The 19,664-nt window shown below is 74.1% G+C and carries 13 protein-coding genes and 1 tRNA gene; 6 read left to right on the top strand and 8 right to left on the bottom strand.

What is annotated here, in order from left to right:
* Window positions 1-20: 20 nt before the first annotated feature.
* From ACFY0I_RS38765 to ACFY0I_RS38755, 3 genes are all read right to left on the bottom strand, one after another.
* Window positions 21-734 (bottom strand): 3'-5' exonuclease, encoded by a 714-nt coding sequence (locus ACFY0I_RS38765; protein ID WP_388904439.1) that lies wholly within the window; start codon window positions 732-734, stop codon window positions 21-23.
* A complete protein-coding gene (locus ACFY0I_RS38760) occupies window positions 734-919 on the bottom strand; it encodes a hypothetical protein (protein ID WP_388904438.1) in 186 nt (61 codons plus the stop codon). The genes ACFY0I_RS38765 and ACFY0I_RS38760 overlap by 1 nt, the downstream gene beginning before the upstream one ends.
* A gap of 113 nt (window positions 920-1,032) precedes the next feature.
* Window positions 1,033-2,292 (bottom strand): SAV2148 family HEPN domain-containing protein, encoded by a 1,260-nt coding sequence (locus tag ACFY0I_RS38755; protein WP_388904437.1) that lies wholly within the window; start codon window positions 2,290-2,292, stop codon window positions 1,033-1,035.
* 306 nt (window positions 2,293-2,598) lie between these two features.
* On the opposite strand from ACFY0I_RS38755, the gene glgX reads away from it, so the two are divergent.
* A complete protein-coding gene (gene glgX / locus ACFY0I_RS38750; protein ID WP_388904436.1) occupies window positions 2,599-4,713 on the top strand; it encodes a glycogen debranching protein GlgX in 2,115 nt (704 codons plus the stop codon).
* Here the strand turns inward: glgX and ACFY0I_RS38745 are convergent.
* Window positions 4,698-5,984: an MFS transporter gene (locus ACFY0I_RS38745; RefSeq protein ID WP_388904435.1), complete on the bottom strand. Its 1,287-nt coding sequence runs from the start codon at window positions 5,982-5,984 to the stop codon at window positions 4,698-4,700. The genes glgX and ACFY0I_RS38745 overlap by 16 nt on opposite strands.
* An 82-nt stretch (window positions 5,985-6,066) precedes the next feature.
* On the opposite strand from ACFY0I_RS38745, the gene treY reads away from it, so the two are divergent.
* Window positions 6,067-8,358, top strand: coding sequence for a malto-oligosyltrehalose synthase (gene treY, locus ACFY0I_RS38740; RefSeq protein ID WP_388904434.1), 2,292 nt, complete (start codon window positions 6,067-6,069; stop codon window positions 8,356-8,358).
* Window positions 8,359-8,565: 207 nt separating this feature from the next.
* Window positions 8,566-9,891 carry a M14 family zinc carboxypeptidase gene (locus ACFY0I_RS38735; protein WP_388904432.1) on the top strand — a complete coding sequence of 442 codons (1,326 nt, stop codon included), beginning with the start codon at window positions 8,566-8,568 and terminating at the stop codon, window positions 9,889-9,891.
* Here ACFY0I_RS38735 and ACFY0I_RS38730 read toward each other — a convergent pair.
* Together ACFY0I_RS38730 and ACFY0I_RS38725 are read right to left on the bottom strand one after the other, a co-directional pair.
* Window positions 9,873-10,334: a GNAT family N-acetyltransferase gene (locus tag ACFY0I_RS38730; protein WP_388904431.1), complete on the bottom strand. Its 462-nt coding sequence runs from the start codon at window positions 10,332-10,334 to the stop codon at window positions 9,873-9,875. The two genes, ACFY0I_RS38735 and ACFY0I_RS38730, sit on opposite strands and share 19 nt — an antisense overlap.
* Before the next feature lie 70 nt (window positions 10,335-10,404).
* Entirely contained in the window at window positions 10,405-10,968 is a 564-nt protein-coding gene (locus ACFY0I_RS38725) for an FHA domain-containing protein (RefSeq protein WP_388904430.1), read from the bottom strand.
* Window positions 10,969-11,078: 110 nt separating this feature from the next.
* Between ACFY0I_RS38725 and treZ the strand changes: the two genes are divergently transcribed.
* Both treZ and ACFY0I_RS38715 read left to right on the top strand, forming a co-directional pair.
* Complete coding sequence (treZ, locus tag ACFY0I_RS38720) at window positions 11,079-12,830, top strand: malto-oligosyltrehalose trehalohydrolase (protein ID WP_388904429.1); 1,752 nt, start codon at window positions 11,079-11,081, stop codon at window positions 12,828-12,830.
* 275 nt (window positions 12,831-13,105) lie between these two features.
* Window positions 13,106-13,178, top strand: a tRNA-His gene (locus ACFY0I_RS38715).
* 79 nt (window positions 13,179-13,257) lie between these two features.
* Here ACFY0I_RS38715 and ACFY0I_RS38710 read toward each other — a convergent pair.
* Both ACFY0I_RS38710 and ACFY0I_RS38705 read right to left on the bottom strand, forming a co-directional pair.
* Entirely contained in the window at window positions 13,258-14,013 is a 756-nt protein-coding gene (locus ACFY0I_RS38710) for an alpha/beta fold hydrolase (protein WP_388904428.1), read from the bottom strand.
* 179 nt (window positions 14,014-14,192) lie between these two features.
* Window positions 14,193-16,256, bottom strand: a complete 2,064-nt coding sequence (locus ACFY0I_RS38705) for a phosphocholine-specific phospholipase C (protein WP_388904427.1) — start codon at window positions 16,254-16,256, stop codon at window positions 14,193-14,195.
* Between the two features lie 471 nt (window positions 16,257-16,727).
* Between ACFY0I_RS38705 and ACFY0I_RS38700 the strand changes: the two genes are divergently transcribed.
* The gene (locus ACFY0I_RS38700) at window positions 16,728-19,451 is read left to right on the top strand and encodes a GTPase-associated protein 1-related protein (protein WP_388904426.1); all 2,724 of its coding nucleotides are present in this window, start codon (window positions 16,728-16,730) and stop codon (window positions 19,449-19,451) included.
* Window positions 19,452-19,664 lie beyond the last annotated feature (213 nt).

Here is a 19,664-nt window from a genome sequence, read left to right as displayed (position 1 = left end):
ACGGCGAGGTCGTCCCCGCCTCATCGCCTCCGGGGAATGAGCGGCCAGGCCGGCTCGACGACCGCCGTCGGATCCGCGGTGCGCCGCAGGTAGGCCTGTAGGGAGACCGACTGGTCGGCCGCCGCGCGCACCTGGAGCTCATGCAGGTCCGCCAGTGGCATCAGGCCGACGGGCTGGTGCTTCTCTCCCATGCGGCGCACCACGCGGCCGGCGGCCACGGCATCGGCCCTCGCGTTGTGCGCGTCGTCGAGCGAGACCCCGTAGTGGGCGCACAACGCGTGCAGGGCCCGCTTGCCCTTCCGGTACTTGTCCACGTGCTTGTCGATCACCAGCGGATCGATGACGGGCGAGGGGACGCCGCCCAGCCGCTCGCTGATCGACTCGACCCCGTGCCGCCGGCACTCACGGTCCAGCAGGGACAGGTCGTAGCGTGCGTTCATCACCACCAGGGGCGTCCCCCGGCGCAGTTCCTCGGCGACGGCCCGCGCGATCTCCTCCACGGCGGACGCGGCCGGCGCGCCGTGCTCGCGGGCGTGCTCCGTCGAGATGCCGTGGATCGCCGACGCCTGCTCCGGTATCGCCACCCCCGGATCGAGCAGCCAGGTCCGTTCGGCGCAGACGTCCCCGGCCGAATCCAGGCGTACGACCGCCGCGGTCACGATGCGGTCGGTCTCGACGTCGGTGCCCGTCGTCTCCAGGTCGAAGGCCACCAACGGCCCGCTGATCCAGCCCATCACGCGGCCGCCGTTCCGGCGTCGGCTTCGGGTCGGCTCCGCACCGCGCCCGGGGACACCGGGGAAGCGTCCTCGCCGCCCCGCACCCCGCTCACCGCGGCCGCCGCGATCCGGAACTCCCCCCGCTCCGTACCGGTCGTCCCCAGGTCGAAACCGACCCGTGCTCCCCCGTGCCACGCCACCATGACGCGCCCTCCCCCGTTTATCCGGTCAACGGGTTTCAGCCTGACACGGCCCACTGACACCGCCGCCGCCGGGGGCCGCGCGGCGGGAACGTGCTCCGGGTACGGCCTGCGGGTCACGAGACCGGGCGGGAGTCCTCCCACACCGATTCGAACTCCTCCCGGTAGGTCGTGAAGAGACCGTGATCGGCGTCCTTCGGGACGCCCCGGCCGCCGCCGCGCAGCACCAGTACGGGGGCCTCCATGCCCCGGGCCCGGCGCAGGTACGACTGGACGACCGCGATGCCCGAGGTCTCGCCCTCCACCAGGTAGGCGGTGAAGCGCGGGGTCTCGTCGAAGACGTGGATGTCGAAGCGCGAGGGGTCCCGCAACCCCGCCCGGACCCTGCGCACGTGCAGGATGTTCATCTCGACCGAACGGCTCAGCTCGCCCTTGCGCAGTCCCAGCTCCCGTTCGCGGCGCTTGACGGCGCTGCTCGCCGGGTTCAGGAACAGCAGCCGGACCCGGCAGCCCGCCTCGGTGAGCCGGACGAGTCTTCGGCCGGAGAAGTTCTGCACCAGGAGGTTCAGGCCTATGCCGATGGCGTCCAGCCGTCGCGCGCCGCCGAAGAGGTCCTCCGCCGGAAGCTGTCGTTGGAGCCGCACCCGGTCGGGGTGGACCGAGATGACGTCCGCGTACCGGTCGCCGACGAGGCCCTCGACCGCGTCGATCGGCAGCCGGTCCGCCGCCGGGCTGCCCGCGCCCGCGCCGAGGACCTCCAGCAGCCGCGCCGAGGCGCGCTCGGCCTGCTCCAGCACGGGCCGCGACAGTGCCCGGTTGCGGGAGACCACGTTCCGGGTGACCTCCAGCTCGTCGAGCGCCAGCTCGATCTCGCGCCGGTCGTCGAAGTAGGGCTCGAAGCAGGGCCAGTGCTGGACCATCAGCTCGCGCAGCTGCGGAAGCGTCAGGAAGCTCAGTACGTTGTCGTCGGCCGGGTCGAGCAGGTAGCCCTTGCGGCGGCTGACCTCGCGCACGGCGACGGCCCGCTGCACCCATTCCTGGCCGGCGGGCCCTGCGGCGGCGACCACCCAGTCGTCGCCGCCGTGCACCGGTTCGTAGACGGGCCGCAGCACCGCGCCGACGACCGACCGCAGACGCTGCTCGATCAGGTTCAGCCAGATGTAGGCGCGTCCGGCGCGCTGCGCGCGGGTACGGACCTCGCTCCACTCGTCGGCGCCCCAGTCCAGCTCGGCGCCGGCCCGTACGCTCCCGGCCTCCGGCGGGGCCAGTGACACCGTCCCGGCCGCCACCCCCGCGGGGGCCCCTCCTGGGGCATCCGCCGGGCCACCCTCGTGACCACCGTCACCAGGGGGCAGCTCCAGACCTCCCGAGCTCACCCGTGCACCGCCTTCTGCGTCTGGACGCCCGTCTCCAGTGATCACGGAAGGGTACTCCGCGCGCGCGGTCCGATGCAGCCCGAAGCGGCCGCCGGGTGAGCCCATGCCCCTTGCTCCGGCAGTCCGTTGACTCATTATGTGATGCGCGGACTGTCCGTTGACCCGCCTATCAGCTCTCCGGGTCACCCGGTAGGAGCATCCCAAGTCCACGCGTGGAGACCCTCTTTCGGGGAAGATCTGGCAGTGACGTGGTCCACGCCGGATCAGCCGGGACATCCTCCGACCCCGAGGAAAGAGTCGTTATCCATGCAAGTCTGGCCGGGACAGGCGTATCCCCTCGGTGCCACGTACGACGGCGCCGGCACCAACTTCGCGGTCTACTCCGAGGCCGCGCGCCGCATCGAGCTGTGCCTCTTGGCCGATGACGGCTCGGAGACCGCCATCGAGCTGCGCGAGACGGACGCGTTCGTCCGCCATGCCTACCTGCCCGGGATCATGCCGGGACAGCGCTACGGCTTCCGGGTCCACGGCCCGTACGAGCCCGAACGGGGGCAGCGCTGCAACGCGGCGAAGCTGCTGCTGGACCCGTACGCGCGCGCCATCAGCGGGAAGGTCGACTGGGGTGAGGAGGTGTACGGCTACCACTTCGGTCGGCCCGACTCCCGCAACGACCTCGACTCGGCTCCGCACACGATGAGTTCGGTCGTGGTGAACCCGTACTTCGACTGGGCCAACGACCGCCCGCCGCGCCACGAGTACCACCACACGGTGCTCTACGAGGCCCACGTCAAGGGTCTGACCATGCGGCACCCCGACCTCCCGGAGGAGCTGCGGGGCACCTACGGGGCGCTCGCGCACCCGGCGGTCATCGGGCACCTGACGAAGTTGGGCGTCACGGCGCTGGAGCTGATGCCGGTGCACCAGTTCGTCAACGACCACCGGCTCGCGAACGACGGGCTGAGCAACTACTGGGGCTACAACACCATCGGCTTCTTCGCCCCGCACAACGGCTACGCCTCGGGTGACTGCGGGCAGCAGGTGCTGGAGTTCAAGTCGGCGGTGCGGGCGCTGCACGAGGCCGGGATCGAGGTGATCCTGGACGTGGTCTACAACCACACGGCGGAGGGGAACCACCTCGGTCCGACCCTGTCGTTCCGTGGCCTGGACAACGCCTCGTACTACCGGCTCGGGGAGGATCCCCGGCACTACACGGACACCACCGGTACCGGGAACTCGCTGCTGATGCGGTCCCCGCACGTACTCCAGCTGATCATGGATTCGCTGCGGTACTGGGTGACCGAGATGCACGTGGACGGTTTCCGCTTCGACCTGGCGGCCACCTTGGCCCGGCAGTTCCACGAGGTCGACCGACTGTCCTCGTTCTTCGACCTGGTGCAGCAGGACCCGGTGGTGAGTCAGGTCAAGCTGATCGCCGAGCCCTGGGACCTGGGCGAGGGCGGCTACCAGGTGGGCAACTTCCCGCCGCTGTGGACCGAATGGAACGGCAAGTACCGGGACACCGTACGGGACTTGTGGCGCGGCCAGCCGCGCACCCTCGCGGAGTTCGCGGGCCGGCTCACGGGCTCCTCGGACCTCTACCAGGACGACGGTCGGCGGCCGTTGGCCTCGATCAACTTCACCACCTGCCACGACGGTTTCACCCTGCACGACCTGGTCTCCTACGACGAGAAGCACAACGAGGGCAACCGGGAGGGCAATCGGGACGGCGAGACCCACAACCGGTCCTGGAACTGCGGCGTCGAGGGCCCGACGGAGGACCTCGAGGTCCGGGAGCTGCGCGAGCGCCAGATGCGCAACTTCACCGCCACCCTGATGCTTTCGCAGGGCGTACCGATGCTCAGTCACGGCGACGAGTTCGCCCGGACACAGGGCGGCAACAACAACGCCTACTGCCAGGACAACGAGTTGGCGTGGGTGGCATGGCCGGAGCCGGGCAAGGAGCCGCCCGCCCTGCTGGAGTTCACTCGGCGGATGGTGTGGCTGCGCCGCGACCATCCGGTGTTCCGGCGCCGCCGGTTCTTCCACGGCCGGCCGGTCGAGGGCACGCACGACGAGCTCTCCGACATCGCCTGGTTCACCCCGCACGGCGAGGAGATGCGGGCCCGGGACTGGCAGGCGCAGAGCGCGCGGGCGCTGACCGTGTTCCTCAACGGGGAGGCGATCTCGGAGCCGGGCACCCGCGGGGAGCGGATCACCGACGACTCTTTCCTGCTGATGTTCAACGCCGGCGCGGAACACCAGGACTTCACGATCCCGGCCGGGCACGGCGCGCGCTGGCACCTGGTGGTGAACACGGCACGGGCGGACGTGTTGCCACCCGGCACCGGTCCGCAGTACGCGGCCGGTGACCGGGTGGCTCTGACAGGACGGTGTCTGGTCGTGCTTCAGCGCCCGGCGTAGGAGGTGCTGCCCTCCCCGACGGCCGGGGAGGTGCCGCGCTGGGCCGGGATGAAGGGCTTGGCGTGGGTACGGGCCGACGGGACCCGGGTGACGAGCGCGAGGGTCAGACAGAGGGCGGCAGCCCCGACCGCGACGGCGAACGCCCCGGACGGCCCGTACGCCTCGGCGAGCCGCCCGGAGACGGCGAGGGCGGCGGCCTGCCCGGCGACCAACGAGCTGGCGGCCCAGGCCATGGCCTCGGCGAGCCGGGCGGGCTCCACGACCCGCTCGGTGAGCGCGAACGCGGTGATCAGGTGGGGGGCGTAGGCGGCGCCCAGGACGGTGACGACCGCGTAGAGCGGCCACAGTGCGTCGGTGAACAGCAGCGGCACCGACAGGACCAGCGCGGCGGCGGTGGCCACCCGCCAGCGCAGCCGCAGTCCGAAGCGGGCGGGCAGCGCGCCCATGCCGAGGCCGACGAAGGCGCTGACGACGCCCATCGCGGCGTACACGATCCCGGCCTGGCCGGGGACGCCCAACTGGGCGGTCAGCGAGGCGATTCCGGCCTGACAGGCGCCGAACATGGCGCCCTGGAGGGCGAGGGAGCCGCGGACGGCGTGCACGACGCGGGGATGCCGGCTCCGGCCGCCCGCCGGGACCTTCGGCCGTGCGGGGGCGCCGGGCGTGACGGCGGCGGTCGGGTGCAGGGCGTAGGCGGTGCCGAAGACGACGACGAGTCCGGCCGCTCCGGCCAGGGCCACGGCGGGGTGCGCGACGAGTGCGGCGAGTCCGACGAGGGCCGGGCCCAGGACGAAGGAGACCTCGTCGAGGGTGCCTTCGAGCGAGTGGACGGCGCCGATGACGCCCTCGTCGGACTTGGCCCGGTGGGCGAGCGCGACGGAGCGGGTGCGGGCGAGCGGGCCGATCAGCGGGACGGAGGCGCCGGTGACCGCGCCGATCGCGGCGAGCGGAACGGTCGCGAGGCCGCCGAGGGCCCCCGCGACGAGGGCGGCGGTGGCGACGGCGTTGACGGCCGCCGCGGCGAGGACGACGGGCCGCTGCCCGTGGCGGTCGGCGAGCCGGCCGAGGACGGGGCCGAAGACGACCTGGCCCGCGGAGAGGGTGCCACCGACGATGCCGGCGGTGGCGAGGGAGCCGCTGGTCTGGGCGACCAGCAGGACGCTCCCGAACTGGGACATCGCGACGGGCAGTCGGGCGAAGAACGAGACGAGGGGAAGTAGGGGCCCGGTCAGGGCGATGACTTGTCGATAGGTGTTGACGGTTCCAACCACCTGATCAACACTAACCCGGTGCAGTCACCCGGATGCATTGGGTCATGGCACGGAATCCGGCAGGCTGGGTACGTACGTTCTCATGAGCCTGCCGCAGCACAGCACCCGAACGGAACCTGATGTTCCGAAACCTGTCACTCCGGCGTCCACCTACCGCCTCCAGCTGTGCCCGGAGTTCCCGTTCGAAGCGGCCCGGGCCGCCGTGCCGTACCTCGCCGCGCTCGGCGTGTCGCACCTGCACCTCTCCCCCGTCCTGGAGGCGGCGCCCGGCTCCTCGCACGGGTACGACGTCACCGACCACGCCCGGGTACGGGCCGAGCTCGGCGGCGAGCCGGGCCTGCGCGCCCTGGCCGCGACGGCCCGCGCGCACGGACTCGGCCTGGTCCTGGACATCGTCCCGAACCACATGGCGGTGCCCTCGCCGCTGAGACTGAACCGGCCGTTGTGGGAAGTGCTGCGGGAGGGGCCGCACTCCCCGTACGCGCGCTGGTTCGACATCGACTGGGAGGCGGGCGGCGGACAGCTGCTGCTGCCGGTGCTCGGCGAGCCGGCCGACACCTACGACGTCCGGGTCGGCGGCGACGTACTGCGCTACGGGGAGCAGGAGTTCCCGCTGCGGGCCGGGACGGCCGGGCTGCCGCTGCCGGAGCTGCTGGCCGCCCAGTGGTACCGACCGGCGTGCTGGCGCGAGGCCCGGACCGGCCTCAACTACCGTCGCTTCTTCACCATTTCGGACCTGATCGGGGTCCGGGTCGAGGACCCCGCCGTGTTCGCCGCCACCCACGCGAAGGTGCTGGAGCTGGTGCGGGACGGGGTGGTGCAGGGCCTGCGGATCGACCACGTGGACGGCCTGGCCGACCCGGGGCAGTACCTGCGCCGACTGCGGGCCGCCGCCGGCGACGACTGCTGGGTGGTGGTGGAGAAGATCCTGGCCCGCGACGAACGGCTCCCGTCGGGCTGGCCGGTGGCCGGCACCACCGGGTACGACGCGCTGCACCGCGTCGACGGGCTCTTCACCGATCCGGCGGGCGCGGCCGAGCTGGCCCGCGCCTACGGCCGCGCCACCGGCCTGCCCTCCTGGGAGGAGACCGCCGCGACCGCGTCTCGGGAGGTGCTGACCGTGGACCTGGCCGCCGAACTGGCCCTCCTGGAGCACCGGGCCGGCCCCGCCTCGGCCCCCGCCGTACGGGAACTGCTGATCGCCTACCCGGTCTACCGCCCCTACCCCGACGGCCCGGGCCCCGACCCGCGGGCCCTGGCGGAGGCGGCGGGGCGGGCCGGCGGGCCGGCGGTGGACGGCGTACGGGACCTCCTGCTGCGGGATCCGGCGTTCGCCGCCCGCTTCGCCCAGACCTCGGCGGCGCTGCGCGCCAAGTCCCTGGAGGACCGGGCCTTCTACCGCTGGGCCCCGCTGCTGTCGGCCACCGAGGTCGGCGGGGAGCCGGGCTCGCCGGCGGTGCCGCTCGGGGAGTTCCACGCGTACTGCGCCGACCTGGAGCGGGACTGGCCCGCCTCGGGAACCGTGCTGTCCACGCACGACACGAAGCGCAGCGCGGACGTCCGGGCGCGGATCGCGGTGCTGTCCCAGGCGCCGGAGCTGATGGCCGGACCGGGGCCGCTGGAGGGTGACCCCCAGCTCGCCTGGGTCGCGCGGCAGAGCGCGCTGGGGCTCGGAGAGGTGCCCGAGCGGGCGGAGCGGCTGGCTGCGGCCCTGCTGAAGGCCGCCCGGGAGGCGGGGCTGCGGACCTCGTGGACCGATCCCGACGAGGCGTACGAGGCGGGGGTCCCGAAGCTGGTCCCGGACGGGGCGTCCGGACTGCCGGCCGAACTGGAGGACGCCGCCAGGGCCGGTCTGCTCGGCATGACCCTGCTGCACCTGACGATGCCCGGGGTCCCCGAGGTGTACCAGGGCGCGGAGAGCGAGTACCGGGCCCTGGTCGACCCTGACAACCGGCGCCCGGCGCACTTCGCCCGCCGGGAGCTGGCGGCCCTGGACGCGGGTGCGGTCCCCGACGGCGTGTCGCGGGAGAAGCTCGCCCTGACCGCGGCCCTGCTGCGGCTGCGCCGCGAGAGGCCCGCCCTGTTCACCGGGTACGCCCCGTTGGAGGCCCGGGGTCCGGCGGCGGAGCACTGCGTGGCCTTCGCGCGTACGGGCGGACTCGTCGCGGTGGCCACCCGCCTCTCGCACCGGCTGGCCGGCGCGGGCGGCTGGCGGGGCACCACCCTGGCCCTGCCGCCGGGCCGCTGGACGGTGGCGCCGGGCTGCGGGCCCGGCGCGGCGCGGGCCCCGTACGAGGGCGAGGTCGACCTCGCGGGCCTGCTGGGCCCGCACCCGGCGCTGGCCCTGATCCGCGCGGACGCGTACGCGGGGTAGGGCGGGGGCGCGGGGTAGGGCGGTCGGGGACGGTCCCGGCCCGGCGGGGACGGTCCCGGCCCGGCGCGGTCGCGGACGGATCCCGGCCCCTCCCCCGGCCGGCCGAGGGGCGGGGCCGGGGTGGCGCAAGGCGTTGGCCAGGGCTTTTCGGAGAGGATTCGGCGAAGTGCGGGGCGCGTGGAGCAGTAGGGGGCGTGCGCGGCGGGCATGGCATCCCATGTGAACCTCCTCCGCGATATGCGCTACCCCACACCTCACGAACTCGCCCTGGCCGCACGCGCGCTGGCGGACGAGCACCCCGCCCGGGTCCGGCTCCGTCGGGCCGGCGCCTCCCGGGCGGGGGCGCCGCTCTGGCTGCTCTCCGTCGATCCCGGCGACGGCGCCCGCGACGTCCTCGTCGTCGCCGGGGCCCATGCCAACGAGCCCGTGGGCGGGGCCACGGCCCTCTCCCTCGCCCGTCGGATCGTCCGGGACCCCGGCCTCGGCGCCGGCGCCGGCTGGCACTTCCTGCTGTGCGCCGACCCGGACGGCGCGGAGCTGCACCGCACACCCCGCCCGCACTCCCTGCTCGACTACCACCGGAACTTCTTCCGGCCGCCCGGGCCCGAACAACCGGAGTGGGCGCCGTCTTTACTGGCCCCCGACCGTCTGCCGCCCGAGACGCTCGCGCTGACCGCCCTCATCGACGAATTGCGGCCCGTCCTCCAGGTCTCCCTCCACGGCACGGACCTCGGCGGGTCCTGGGTGCAGCTCACCCGGGACATACCGGGGCTGGCCGAACCGTTCGGGGCATCGGCCGCCGACCTGCGGATCCCGGTCGAGACCGGGGCCTCCGACGCCGCCGGGTGGCCCTCCCCCGGGCCGGGGATCTACGTCATGCCGGAGCCGGGCACCGGACCCGGCGGGGCGTTCCACCCCGAGGACACCCGGCTCAGCACCTGGTACCGCGTCCACCGCCACCACGGGACCACCGCGATCGTCGAGGTCCCGATGTGGGCGTCCGACCTGGTGGACGATCCGGCCCCGCACCCGGACCCCCGGCACGCCCTGCGCGTGCTCGCGGCCCGCCTCACCGAGGACGCGGCGCGGGTGGCCGGGCCGCGGGGCGCGGTCGGGGGCGGCGATCCCTCCTCCGCCGCCCTGCTGCGCGCCGTCGACTGGACCCTCGCCCTGATCCCCCGGATCGCCGCCGAGTGGACCGGGCCCGGCGCTCCCGTCGACGCCACGGCGGCGGCCATCGGCAGCATCGACGCCTTCGGGCGGCGGTTGTCGCTGCGCGCCGCCGCGATGCTCCTACGGGTCCTGCGCACCCAGGCCCATCCGGCCGCCCCGGCCCTGGACCGGCTCGTGACCGGTTGGTGCGAGGAGTTCTCGGCCCGTTTCCAGGCCCGCCGCGTCCCGGTGGCCACCCAGGTGGAACACCAGTGCCGCACGACCCTGGCCACGTACGACCGCCTCACCCGCGCCTCCTGCGCCGAACGGGTGCAGCCCCCCGGCGCGGACGCCGTCTCCGCTCAAACCGGCCAGGCGTAGCGGCGTTTGGCCAGGCCGCTCGCGCCGAGGCGGTCGTAGAAGCGGATCGCACCCTCGTTCCAGTCCGGGGTCTGCCATTCGACGTGCTCCAGACCCTGCTCCCGAGCGAGGGCGGCGACGCCTTCCATGAGGGCCCGGCCGAGGCCGTGGCCCCGGGCTCCGTCGGCCAGGTAGAGACAGTCCATGTGGAGGTGGTGCCGGGCGTCCCAGAAGGCGAACTCGGCGGAGCAGGCCGCGTATCCGGCCACGGCGCCCGCGGGCGTCTCGGCCAGCAGCACCCACTGCCGCGGCTGCGCCGCGAAGAGCTGCGGGCCGAGCCGGGCGGCGAGACCGGGCGGGCGCGGGGCGGAGCGCTCGTAGGCGATGTGTTCGTGGATCAGTTCGACGAGGCGCGGCAGGTCCTCGGGGCGCGCCGGGCGCACCACGGGTGCGGATTCGTTCATGCCGTCATCCTGCGCCCCGGGCCGGACCGTCGTGCCGCGGGGGCCACCGCGCCGTCGGTCGAAGGACCCGTCAGGTGGCGGAGAGGCGGAAGTTCATCGTGCCGAAGCCGATCTGGTCGCCGTCGCGGACCACCGCGGAGCCGGACACGCGGCGGCCGTTGACGGTGGTTCCGTTGGTCGAGCCGAGGTCCCTGATCACCCACAGGCCGTCGCGCATGCTCAGCTCGGCGTGGGCCCGCGAGACGGTGTCGTGGCTGAGCCGCAGGCCGTTGCCCGGGTCGCGGCCGATCCGCAGCGGTCCGGCACCCGGGTGCGGGAGCAACAGTCGGGGGAGACGTTCGACCTGCCAGGCCCGGCGGACCCCGGCGGACACGGCGGACGCGCGACCCACCCAGCCGAACAGCCGACGGCTCCAGGGGGCTTCGGACTCCTCCCGGGTCTGGAGGTCGGCGGTGAGGACGGCGAGGTCCTCGACCCGGCGGGCGGCGAGCGCGAGTTCCATCCTGCGCAGGAAGGTGTCGTGCGAGAGCCGGCCGAGCGCCGCGCCCTCTCTGAGCTGGCCCAGCGCCCGGTCGCGCTCGGCGTCCGAGAGCCGCGGCGCGGGAAAGGGAGGGAACTCGAAACTCGATGTCACAGGGTGATTGTCGGCCCGTCGGGTGCGGAGTGTCCAGAAGTCCTCCGGAAGGCCCGGAATGATGGGCACGATACGCATGCTGGACACCGCCGGAGACGAGGGGACCGTCCGTGCAGTTCGAGGTATGGGCACCGCTGACAGGTCGGGTCGCCATGCGACTGAACGACGCCGACTACGAGATGACACCGGATCGGGATCCCGCCCGCGCCGGCTGGTGGATCCTGGACGTACCGGCCGCCGACGGCGACCGGTACGGGTTCCTGCTGGGGGACGATCCGGTGGTCCGCCCCGATCCGCGCGGGCGCAGACTCCCGGACGGGCCCGACGGCCTGTCCGCGGTCGTCGACTTCGAGCCGCTCACTCCGCGGGGCCCGGCGCCGCGCACCCCGCTGCAGGACGCGGTCCTGTACGAACTGCACGTCGGGACCTTCACCCACGAGGGCACCTTCGACGCGGCCTCGGCCCGGCTGGAGCATCTGACGGCGCTGGGGGTGACGCACGTCGAGCTGATGCCGGTCTGCTCCTTCCCCGGCCGGCACGGCTGGGGCTACGACGGGGTGGCGCCCTGGGCCGTGCACGAGCCGTACGGCGGGCCGGCCGGGTTGGCCCGGTTCGTGGAGGCCGCGCACGCGGCGGGACTGGGCGTCGTCCTGGACGTGGTCCACAACCACCTGGGCCCCTCCGGCAACCACCTCCCCGCCTTCGGGCCCTACTTCACCGACACCCACCAAACGCCGTGGGGCTCGGCGGTGAACCTGGACGCGCCGGGTTCCGACGAGGTCCGGGCGTACCTCCTGGGCAGCGCGCTGGCCTGGCTGCGGGACTACCGGATCGACGGCCTCCGGCTGGACGCGGTGCACGCGCTGGTCGACGGGCGGGCCCTGACGTTCCTGGAGGAACTGGGCGCGGCCGTCGACGCACTGGGGGCCGAGACGGCCCGACCGCTGTTCCTGATCGCCGAGTCCGACCGGTGCGACCCGCGCACCACGGCTGCCCGCGCCCAGGGCGGACTGGGCCTGCACGGGCAGTGGAACGACGACTTCCACCACGCCCTGCACTGCACGCTGACCGGTGAGTCCCAGGGTTACTACGCCGATTTCGCGGAAGCCCCGCTCGGCGCCCTCGCCAAGACCCTGACCCGGGCGTTCTTCCACGACGGGACCTGGTCCTCCTTCCGCGGCCGGACCCACGGCCACCCGGTCGACCGGCGGCGCACACCCGCGCACCGGTTCGTCGGCTACACCCAGACCCACGACCAGATCGGCAACCGGGCGCTGGGCGACCGCCTCTCGGCCTCCCTCTCCCCCGGCCTGCTGGCCTGCGCGGCGACGGTGGCGCTGACCGGGCCGTTCGTACCGATGCTGTTCATGGGCGAGGAGTGGGGCGCAGGCACGCCCTGGCAGTACTTCACCGACCACCCCGATCCGGAACTCGCGGAGGCGGTACGGACCGGGCGGCGCCGGGAGTTCGCGGCGCACGGCTGGAAGGCCGAGGAGATCCCGGACCCGCAGGACCCGGCGACCCGGGACCGCTCCTGCCTGGACTGGGCGGAGCCCGAACGGGCCGCGCACGCCCGGCTGCTGGCCTGGTACCGGACCCTGGTCTCGCTGCGCCGCACCCAGCCCGACCTGCGCGACCCGGACCTCGCGGCGGTCCGCGTCGCGCACGACGAGGAGCGCCGTTGGCTGACGTTCCGCCGGGGGGAGGTCCGGGTGGCGGTGAACTTCGCCCCGGAACCGGTGACGATCGCGCTGGGGCGCAACGGGGTACGGGTGCTCGCCTCCTGGGAGCCGGCCGAGCATCCGGGGCCGGACGGCCGGATCCACGTACCGGGCGAGTCGGCGTTGATCCTGGGTCACTGACCGGCCGGGGCACGCGACGACGGGTGGCGGAACCGCCGGCCGTCGGCGCGAGGAGGAGGGCGCCGGCCGGAGCGACCACCCTCCTCACGGTCCGTGGCGTCACCGCTACGCGCAGTGCGGTGACGCCGGCCACCCGGGCGCCGGCGGGACGAGGCCGTACCCGATCGGTCCTCGCACGTCACACCCCGCACCCGCGATAACGCGTCGCGGAACCACCCCTCTGATCGGCTATGCTGTGCTTGCACATCGAACGGGTGGTTCCGCCGCCCTTCGTGGTGGGTGTAGCTCAGTTGGTAGAGCACCTGGTTGTGGTCCAGGTGGCCGCGGGTTCAAGTCCCGTCACTCACCCTTTTGATCCCGTGGGGTACGAGGTTTCCTCGTACCCCACGGGTTTTTTCACGTTCCGGCCGGATCCGGCGGTGATCGCCTAGCCGCGGAGGAAGGCCTCGATGTCGGTCGCGAAGGCGACCGGGGTCTCGTGCGGCGGGTAGTGGCCGGAGCCCGGCACCGTGACGATGCGGCAGTTGGAGTACCAGACCTGCCACGTGGCGCGCATCACGTCGGCCGTCAGCGCCAGGTCGTACTCCCCCACCAGGAGCAGCACCGGTACCGTGCTGCCCTTGACGGCCGAGGACAGGTCGAGCGGCTGCCAGCTCGCGAGGTACCCGGCGAAGGCCTCGGGGCGCGAGATCGCGAGCGAGTGCGAGACCATCCGGTCCAGCCAGTGCCGGCTCACCCGGTGGCCGGTGACCAGGTCGAGGATGGCGCCGCGCTTGTCCGGATCCTCGGCGGCCCCGTAGAAGAGGGCGTGGGTGCGGTCGTCCATGGCGTAGGGCCCGGCCGGTACGGGGGCCGTGCCGATCAGCTTCTCGATCCGCTCGGGCGCCCGGACGAGCACCTGTTGCGCGGCCTTGGCGCCCATGGAGTGCCCGAGCAGGGAGAACGTGTCCCAGCCCAGCTGGTCGGCGAGTTCGAGGACGTCGTCGGCGATCTCGGGCAGGTTGTAGCGTCCGGGGATGTCCCGCCGCTCACCGTAGCCGCGGTAGTCGAGGAAGGCGTACGAGAACTCCTCCGGATCCAGGTGCTCCAGTACGGAGCCCCAGTTCGCGGAGGTCCCGAACCAGTCGTGCAGCACGATGACGCGGACGGGTCCGGTGCCGATCCTGCGATGGGCGATGGCCATGCGTTCCCCCTCGGTGACGGGCGAAGAAAGCGACGCGGTACCTCTGCCCATCCGGCCCGCCGTCACACCGCGCGTCGGGAGGGACCTCACTCCCCACGAACGCCGGGATCCCTCCCATACCGGCTCCCACCTGCGCGGACGGGGGCCCCGCCGGCTGCGGAGCCCCCGGGTCCGGCCGGTCAGACGGTCCTGATCGCCGGGTCGGAGACGCCGGGGGCGCCCGTCTCCACGTGGCCGGCGAACCGGCGCAGGAACGTCGCCTCGGCGTCCGAGACGACCGACACGTCGTACCAGCGGCCCGTGGCGCGCAGGTCCACCGTGTGGGAGACGCTCGCCCCCGCGTTGACCTTGAAGGTCTGGGCGGCGCCCCCGTAGGCGTTGGTCACCGTGAGGTTCACCGCGGTCGTGCCCCCGTTCGACAGGGTCAGGGCCAGGTTGCCGGTCGCGGCCACGTGCCGGGCCGTCACCTCAGGGCCGGCCTTCTTCGCCGGCCCCTTCCAGGTGCGCAGGAAACCGTTGGGGCCCCAGACGCTGAGGTCGACCTGGTTGCCGGTGGACGCGCTGGTGCTCCAGGTGTCGGACAGGGTCTTGCCCGCCTCCACCGTGTAGGGCCAGGGGCCGTCGGTGCGGTTGCCCGAGGTGCTGTGGAAGTGGGCGCCCAGCGACGGCCCGGAGGAGAAGGTCAGCGTGAACTTTCCGGTGGAGACGGTGGCCCTGCCGTCCGCGTACGGGCTGTAGCCCAGGGCGCGGGTCGGCTTGCCGCCCGCCTCCTGCCGGGGCAGCGCGCCGGTCGCCGGCGGGGTCGGGTGGTAGGACGGGTGACGGTCCTTGTCCGGCGGTACGTACCCGGCCGTGGAGGGCAGCGCGGCGGGCGCGGAGTCCGCCCGGGTGAAGTCGAACGCCGAGGTCAGGTCTCCGCACACGGCCCGACGCCACGGCGAGATGTTCGGCTCCAGCACGCCGAACCGCTTCTCCATGAAGCGGATCACCGAGGTGTGGTCGAAGGTCTCGGAGCAGACGTAGCCGCCCTTGCTCCACGGCGAGACCACGATCATCGGGACGCGCGGGCCGAGCCCGTACGGGCCGGCCGCGTAGCCGCCACCGCCGGCGTACAGGTCGCGGGTGACGTCGGCCGTGGACAGGCCCCACGCCGAGGAGGTCGGCGGGTACGGCGGGACGACGTGGTCGAAGAAGCCGTCGTTCTCGTCGTAGGTGATGAACAGGGCGGTCTTCGCCCAGACGGCCGGGTTCGCGGTCAGCGCGTCCAGCACCTGCGAGATGTACCAGGCACCGAAGTTCGTCGGCCAGTTGGAGTGCTCGCTGAACGCCTCGGGCGCCGCGATCCACGAGACCTGGGGCAGGGTGGCGCCCACGACGTCGGCGCGCAGCCGGTCGAAGTAGCCTTCGCCGGCAGCCGCGTTCGTGCCGGTACGGGCCTTCTCGTACAGGGGGCTGCCCGGCTGGGCGTTGCGGTAGGAGTTGAAGTACAGCAGCGAGTTGTCGCCGTAGTTGCCGCGGAAGGCGTCGTTGATCCAGCCCCAGTGGCCCGCCGCGTTGAGGCCGTCGCCGATGTCCTGGTACACCTTCCAGGAGACTCCGGCCGACTCCAGGCGCTCCGGGTAGGTCTTCCAGCCGTAGCCCAGTTCCTGATTGCCGAGGACCGGGCCGCCGCCGGTGCCGTCGTTGCCCGTGTGACCCGTCCACAGGTAGTAGCGGTTCGGGTCGGTCGCGCCGATGAAAGAGCAGTGGTAGGCGTCGCAGACGGTGAACGCGTCGGCGAGGGCGTAGTGGAACGGAATGTCGTTCCGCGTCATGTACGACATGGTCGTGGCCGTCTTCGCCGGAACCCACTTGTCGTACTTGCCGTTGTTGTAGGCCTGGTGGCCTCCGGCCCAGTCGTGGTTCAAGCCCTCCAGGAACTGCATCCCGAGGTTCTCGATCTGCGGGTGGAAGGGCAGGACGTCCTTCGTCCCGTTCGACTGGTGGAAGACCGACTTCCCGTTGTCCTGGACCACGGGACGCGGGTCACCGAAGCCGCGGACGCCCTTCATGGCCCCGAAGTAGTGGTCGAAGGACCGGTTCTCCTGCATCAGGACGACGACGTGCTCGATGTCCTGGATGGTCCCGGTGCCGCCCTGCGCCGCCGGGATCGCGGCGGCGCGCGCGATGCTCTCGTTCAGCATCGCGACGGCGGCGGTCCCGCCGGCGATCCGGAGGAACCTGCGACGGTTGAGTTCAGCCATGGGTGACGACCTCTGGAGGTGAGGGGGCAGTCGAGGGGCGCCCCAAGGACAGCCGCCCCGGGGTACCGGGCGGAGATCCCCGTCCGACGTCGAGCCGTACAGCGGGCGAACGGAAAGCCCCGTGAAATGGCTCCCGCCCGGCTCCCGCATCTGCTGGAATGACCTTCACACACTGCACGGGGGGCGCAGACGTATGGCGGGGACCGAGCGCGGGCACGCCGTGGGCCGTTCCGGCACACCCACCGACCGCCCGGCCGGCGCACCGATGGAACGGTACGGGGACCCCGGGGCGGGACAACAGTCCTTGTACGTGCAGGAGTTCGGGGCGCGCTCCTGGCCGGGGCGCGACGGTGCGTCGCGGGACGGTGCGTCGCGGGACGGGCGGGCTCGTGCCTCACGGTGGGCGTCCGCGCCGCGGGGCGGGCGGGCACGAACATCCGGCGGGGCAGCCACCCGGTCGGAGGGGGACGCATGAACCTCGCGCAGCTCCACTACTCCTCGGGCTCCGGCCCGGGCGCTTCCGGCCCGCGCTTCACCGCGGTCACCCCGGGCGTGCCCGCCGCGCTGCTGCACGAGGCCGGGCAGCTGATCGGGTACGAGTCGCCCGACGACGCCCCCCGCCACCCGACGGAAGAGCAACTGGCGGGCCTGCCGGTGACGTTGAGCCTGAGCATCCTCTCGGACGGGAGCCGACTGCTGGCGCGGTCGGTGGGCACCGGCGGCGGGACGGAAGCCGGCCCGGACGGCGCCGGGGAGGGTCCGGCCTTCCACGCGCACGCCGTGCACCTGCCCGGGGCCGCCGGCTCCGGCGCGGTCCAGGGCGCCCTGCCGATCACGGCCTGGGGCTCCCCCCAGTGGGCCTCGTGGACCCCGGCGGGCGGGCCGCCCGCCCCGCTGGCCAAGGTTCCCGCCCCGGGACGGCACGACGCGGCGGCCTTGGCCGCGTTCGTGGCGGCGCGGGGCGCGTGGCTCCCGGGGTTCTTCGCCGACGTGCGGAGGCTCGGAAAGGATCCCGGGGCCCCGCGGATCGTGCTCGTGGAGCGGGACAGCCAGGACGTGGCGCGCTGGGTGATGCTGGCGTGCAGCGTGCTGCCGCACCAGCGCGGGCAGTGGCTCACCTTCACCACCTACACGCGGCGGCCCGACCGGGCCCCGCAGCAGCTGATCGGCGTACGGCCCGGCGACGAGGCGGAACTCGCCGCGCTCCCCGGGCGGGAACACCGCTACCGGATCCTCGACCCCGCACACGAGCCCGTCTCGCCGGCCGACACCGGCGCGTCCGCCGGCCCGTGGGCACGGACCGCGGCGCTGGTCTGGTTGGCGGGCCTGCCCCACCTGTTCGCCGAGGTACGCCGACTGCCCGGCGACCCCTACGACGCGGGCCCGCTGGCCGCGCTCGCCCTGGCGGCCGGGCTTCCGCTGGACCCGGTGGCCCACGCGGAGGCGGCCGAGTGGACCGCCGAGCACGGGGACGCGCCGGCCGGCGTACGCCCCGAAGCTCCGCCCCGCGCGCCCGCGCCCCGTCGGGCACCGTCGACGCGGGACACGGCGGCGCCCGGCCTCCGGGTGGCCGCGCCCGGCCGGGGGCCAACGGCACCGGCACCGGGGCCGGCACCGGCCGAAGCGCCGACCGCCGGGGCCTGGCCCGCACGGGACGACGTACGCGACGACACACCGCGCCGCCCCGCCGCGCCCGAGCCCGCGGGGGCCGTCCCGCCCGGCCCCGGGTCCGGCGCCGGCGACCCGCACCAGGTGCCGGACCGGCTCGCGCGGCTGGCCGTCGCCCTCGGGGTGGGCCCCGCCGCGCCGTTGCCGGAGGTGGCGCGGCGGCTGGCGCTCGCGCTGCTGGCCGATCCGGAACGGGCGTACGGGGAGGACGTACGGGACGGGCTGGCCGAACTGCCGGCCCTCCGGATCCTCGTGCTCGACCGGCTGGACGCCCTCTCCGCCGGCGATCCCGCGGCCGGGATCCGCCTGTTCGAGCACACCGGGCTGCGGCTGGGCGCGGCGGAGGCGGTACCGCACCTGCGGATGTGCGCGGGGGCCTCGGAGGTGGCCCGCGCGGAGGCGGATCGGGTCGTCGCGCTGGACGCGCTCCTCAAGGAGTGCGGTGTCTCCCTGTACGCGGAGCCGCTGGTGCTGCGCACCGGCATGCGGTTGGTGTGGGGCGGGGACCCGCTCCCGGCGGACGAAGCCCGCCTGGTGCTGGCGACGACGGGCGCGCCGGTGCACCGCGACGCCGGTACCTGGGACCTGCTCGCCCTGGCGGCGACCCGGGCCCCGGCCGGGGATCCGGCGGCGGCGGACCTCGCACGGGAGGTGCTGGGCCGGTTCGCGGCGGAGCTTCCCGAGCGGCTGCGTCGGGAACTCCTGCGGGTGGAGGCGGGCCCCGGGCCGGACGACGCCGAGCCGGACGGTCGGGACGCGGCGCGCGGGAGCACCCCTGGGGTCGACGGCCTTGCCGTGCGGCCGGACCCGGCCCCGACCGCACGGCCGGACGCCCGGCGGGGCGCGCCCGCGATCGGGTGGGACATCCGGCCGTCGGTCGGGGCGCGCGCGGACGAACCCCGCTCCGTAGGCCACGATCCCGAGCCGAGCCCCGAGCGGAGCCCCGACCAGGACCCGGATCCCCGGGGCGGCGCACTCGCGGCGACGGCGGCGCGGCTGCTCGCGCCGGACCGGTCCGGCGCGGCCGGGCTGCGGGCGCTGATCGACAGCGAGGACGCCGAGCTGCTGGCGGCGTACCGGCACGCGGCGCACGACCCCCGGGTCGGGGATCTGCTGCGCCGCTCGCCGCGCTACCTCGCGGACTGCTTCGCGCTCTGGTCCTCGCACCCGCAGGCGGGCCCGTTGTGGCAGGAGACCCGGACCGATTTGCTGGAGGGCGTGCTCCGGCCCGCCGTACGGGACGTGGCGCCCGAGCGGCTCCTGGAGGCCGAGGAGGAACTGGCCGGTCTCGGGGCGCGCCGGGCGGAGGAGTTCCGCGCCTGGCGGCGGCCCACACCCCTCGCGCGGCTGCGTGACCGTCTGTCGGACGCCCTGCGCCGCCGCCCGCTCCCGCCTGCTCCCGGTCCGGTTCCGGGACGCGGCACGACGCCCACCGCCCCCGACCGCCCGGCGGGCGCCGATTGGGCCGGTGTCACCCGCCGCCGCGTGACGCCCCCGCCGCCGGACGATCCGCCCCGGGGGCACTGAGCCCCGCCGCCGACGGTCGGACGGCCCGGCGCTCCATCGGACGCGTGCCCTCGGCACGGCGCCCCGTCCCCCACGTCCAACGCGTGCGTGACCTCGCTCGGGCGGAAGCGGGGCGACCGACCGCAGCACGTCGACGATCCCTCGATCCCTCGATCCTCCGCCTCTCGGCCTAGGTCCGACGCCGGATGCGGACGGGCGACCCAGGTCATAACC

Source organism: Streptomyces sp. NPDC001568, from assembly GCF_042893755.1.
Lineage (GTDB): Bacteria > Actinomycetota > Actinomycetes > Streptomycetales > Streptomycetaceae > Streptomyces.
Note: the sequence above shows the minus strand (reverse complement) of the source record. Positions and strands in the feature narration are given on the sequence as shown.

Coding starts and splice junctions, on each gene's coding strand:
- ACFY0I_RS38710 (WP_388904428.1), bottom strand. CDS start 14,013: ATGGCCATCGCCCATCGCAGGATCGGCACCGGACCCGTCCGCGTCATC.
- ACFY0I_RS38700 (WP_388904426.1), top strand. CDS start 16,728: ATGAACCTCGCGCAGCTCCACTACTCCTCGGGCTCCGGCCCGGGCGCT.
- ACFY0I_RS38735 (WP_388904432.1), top strand. CDS start 8,566: ATGGCATCCCATGTGAACCTCCTCCGCGATATGCGCTACCCCACACCT.
- ACFY0I_RS38705 (WP_388904427.1), bottom strand. CDS start 16,256: ATGGCTGAACTCAACCGTCGCAGGTTCCTCCGGATCGCCGGCGGGACC.
- ACFY0I_RS38765 (WP_388904439.1), bottom strand. CDS start 734: ATGGGCTGGATCAGCGGGCCGTTGGTGGCCTTCGACCTGGAGACGACG.
- ACFY0I_RS38760 (WP_388904438.1), bottom strand. CDS start 919: ATGGTGGCGTGGCACGGGGGAGCACGGGTCGGTTTCGACCTGGGGACG.
- ACFY0I_RS38730 (WP_388904431.1), bottom strand. CDS start 10,334: ATGAACGAATCCGCACCCGTGGTGCGCCCGGCGCGCCCCGAGGACCTG.
- glgX (WP_388904436.1), top strand. CDS start 2,599: ATGCAAGTCTGGCCGGGACAGGCGTATCCCCTCGGTGCCACGTACGAC.
- treY (WP_388904434.1), top strand. CDS start 6,067: ATGAGCCTGCCGCAGCACAGCACCCGAACGGAACCTGATGTTCCGAAA.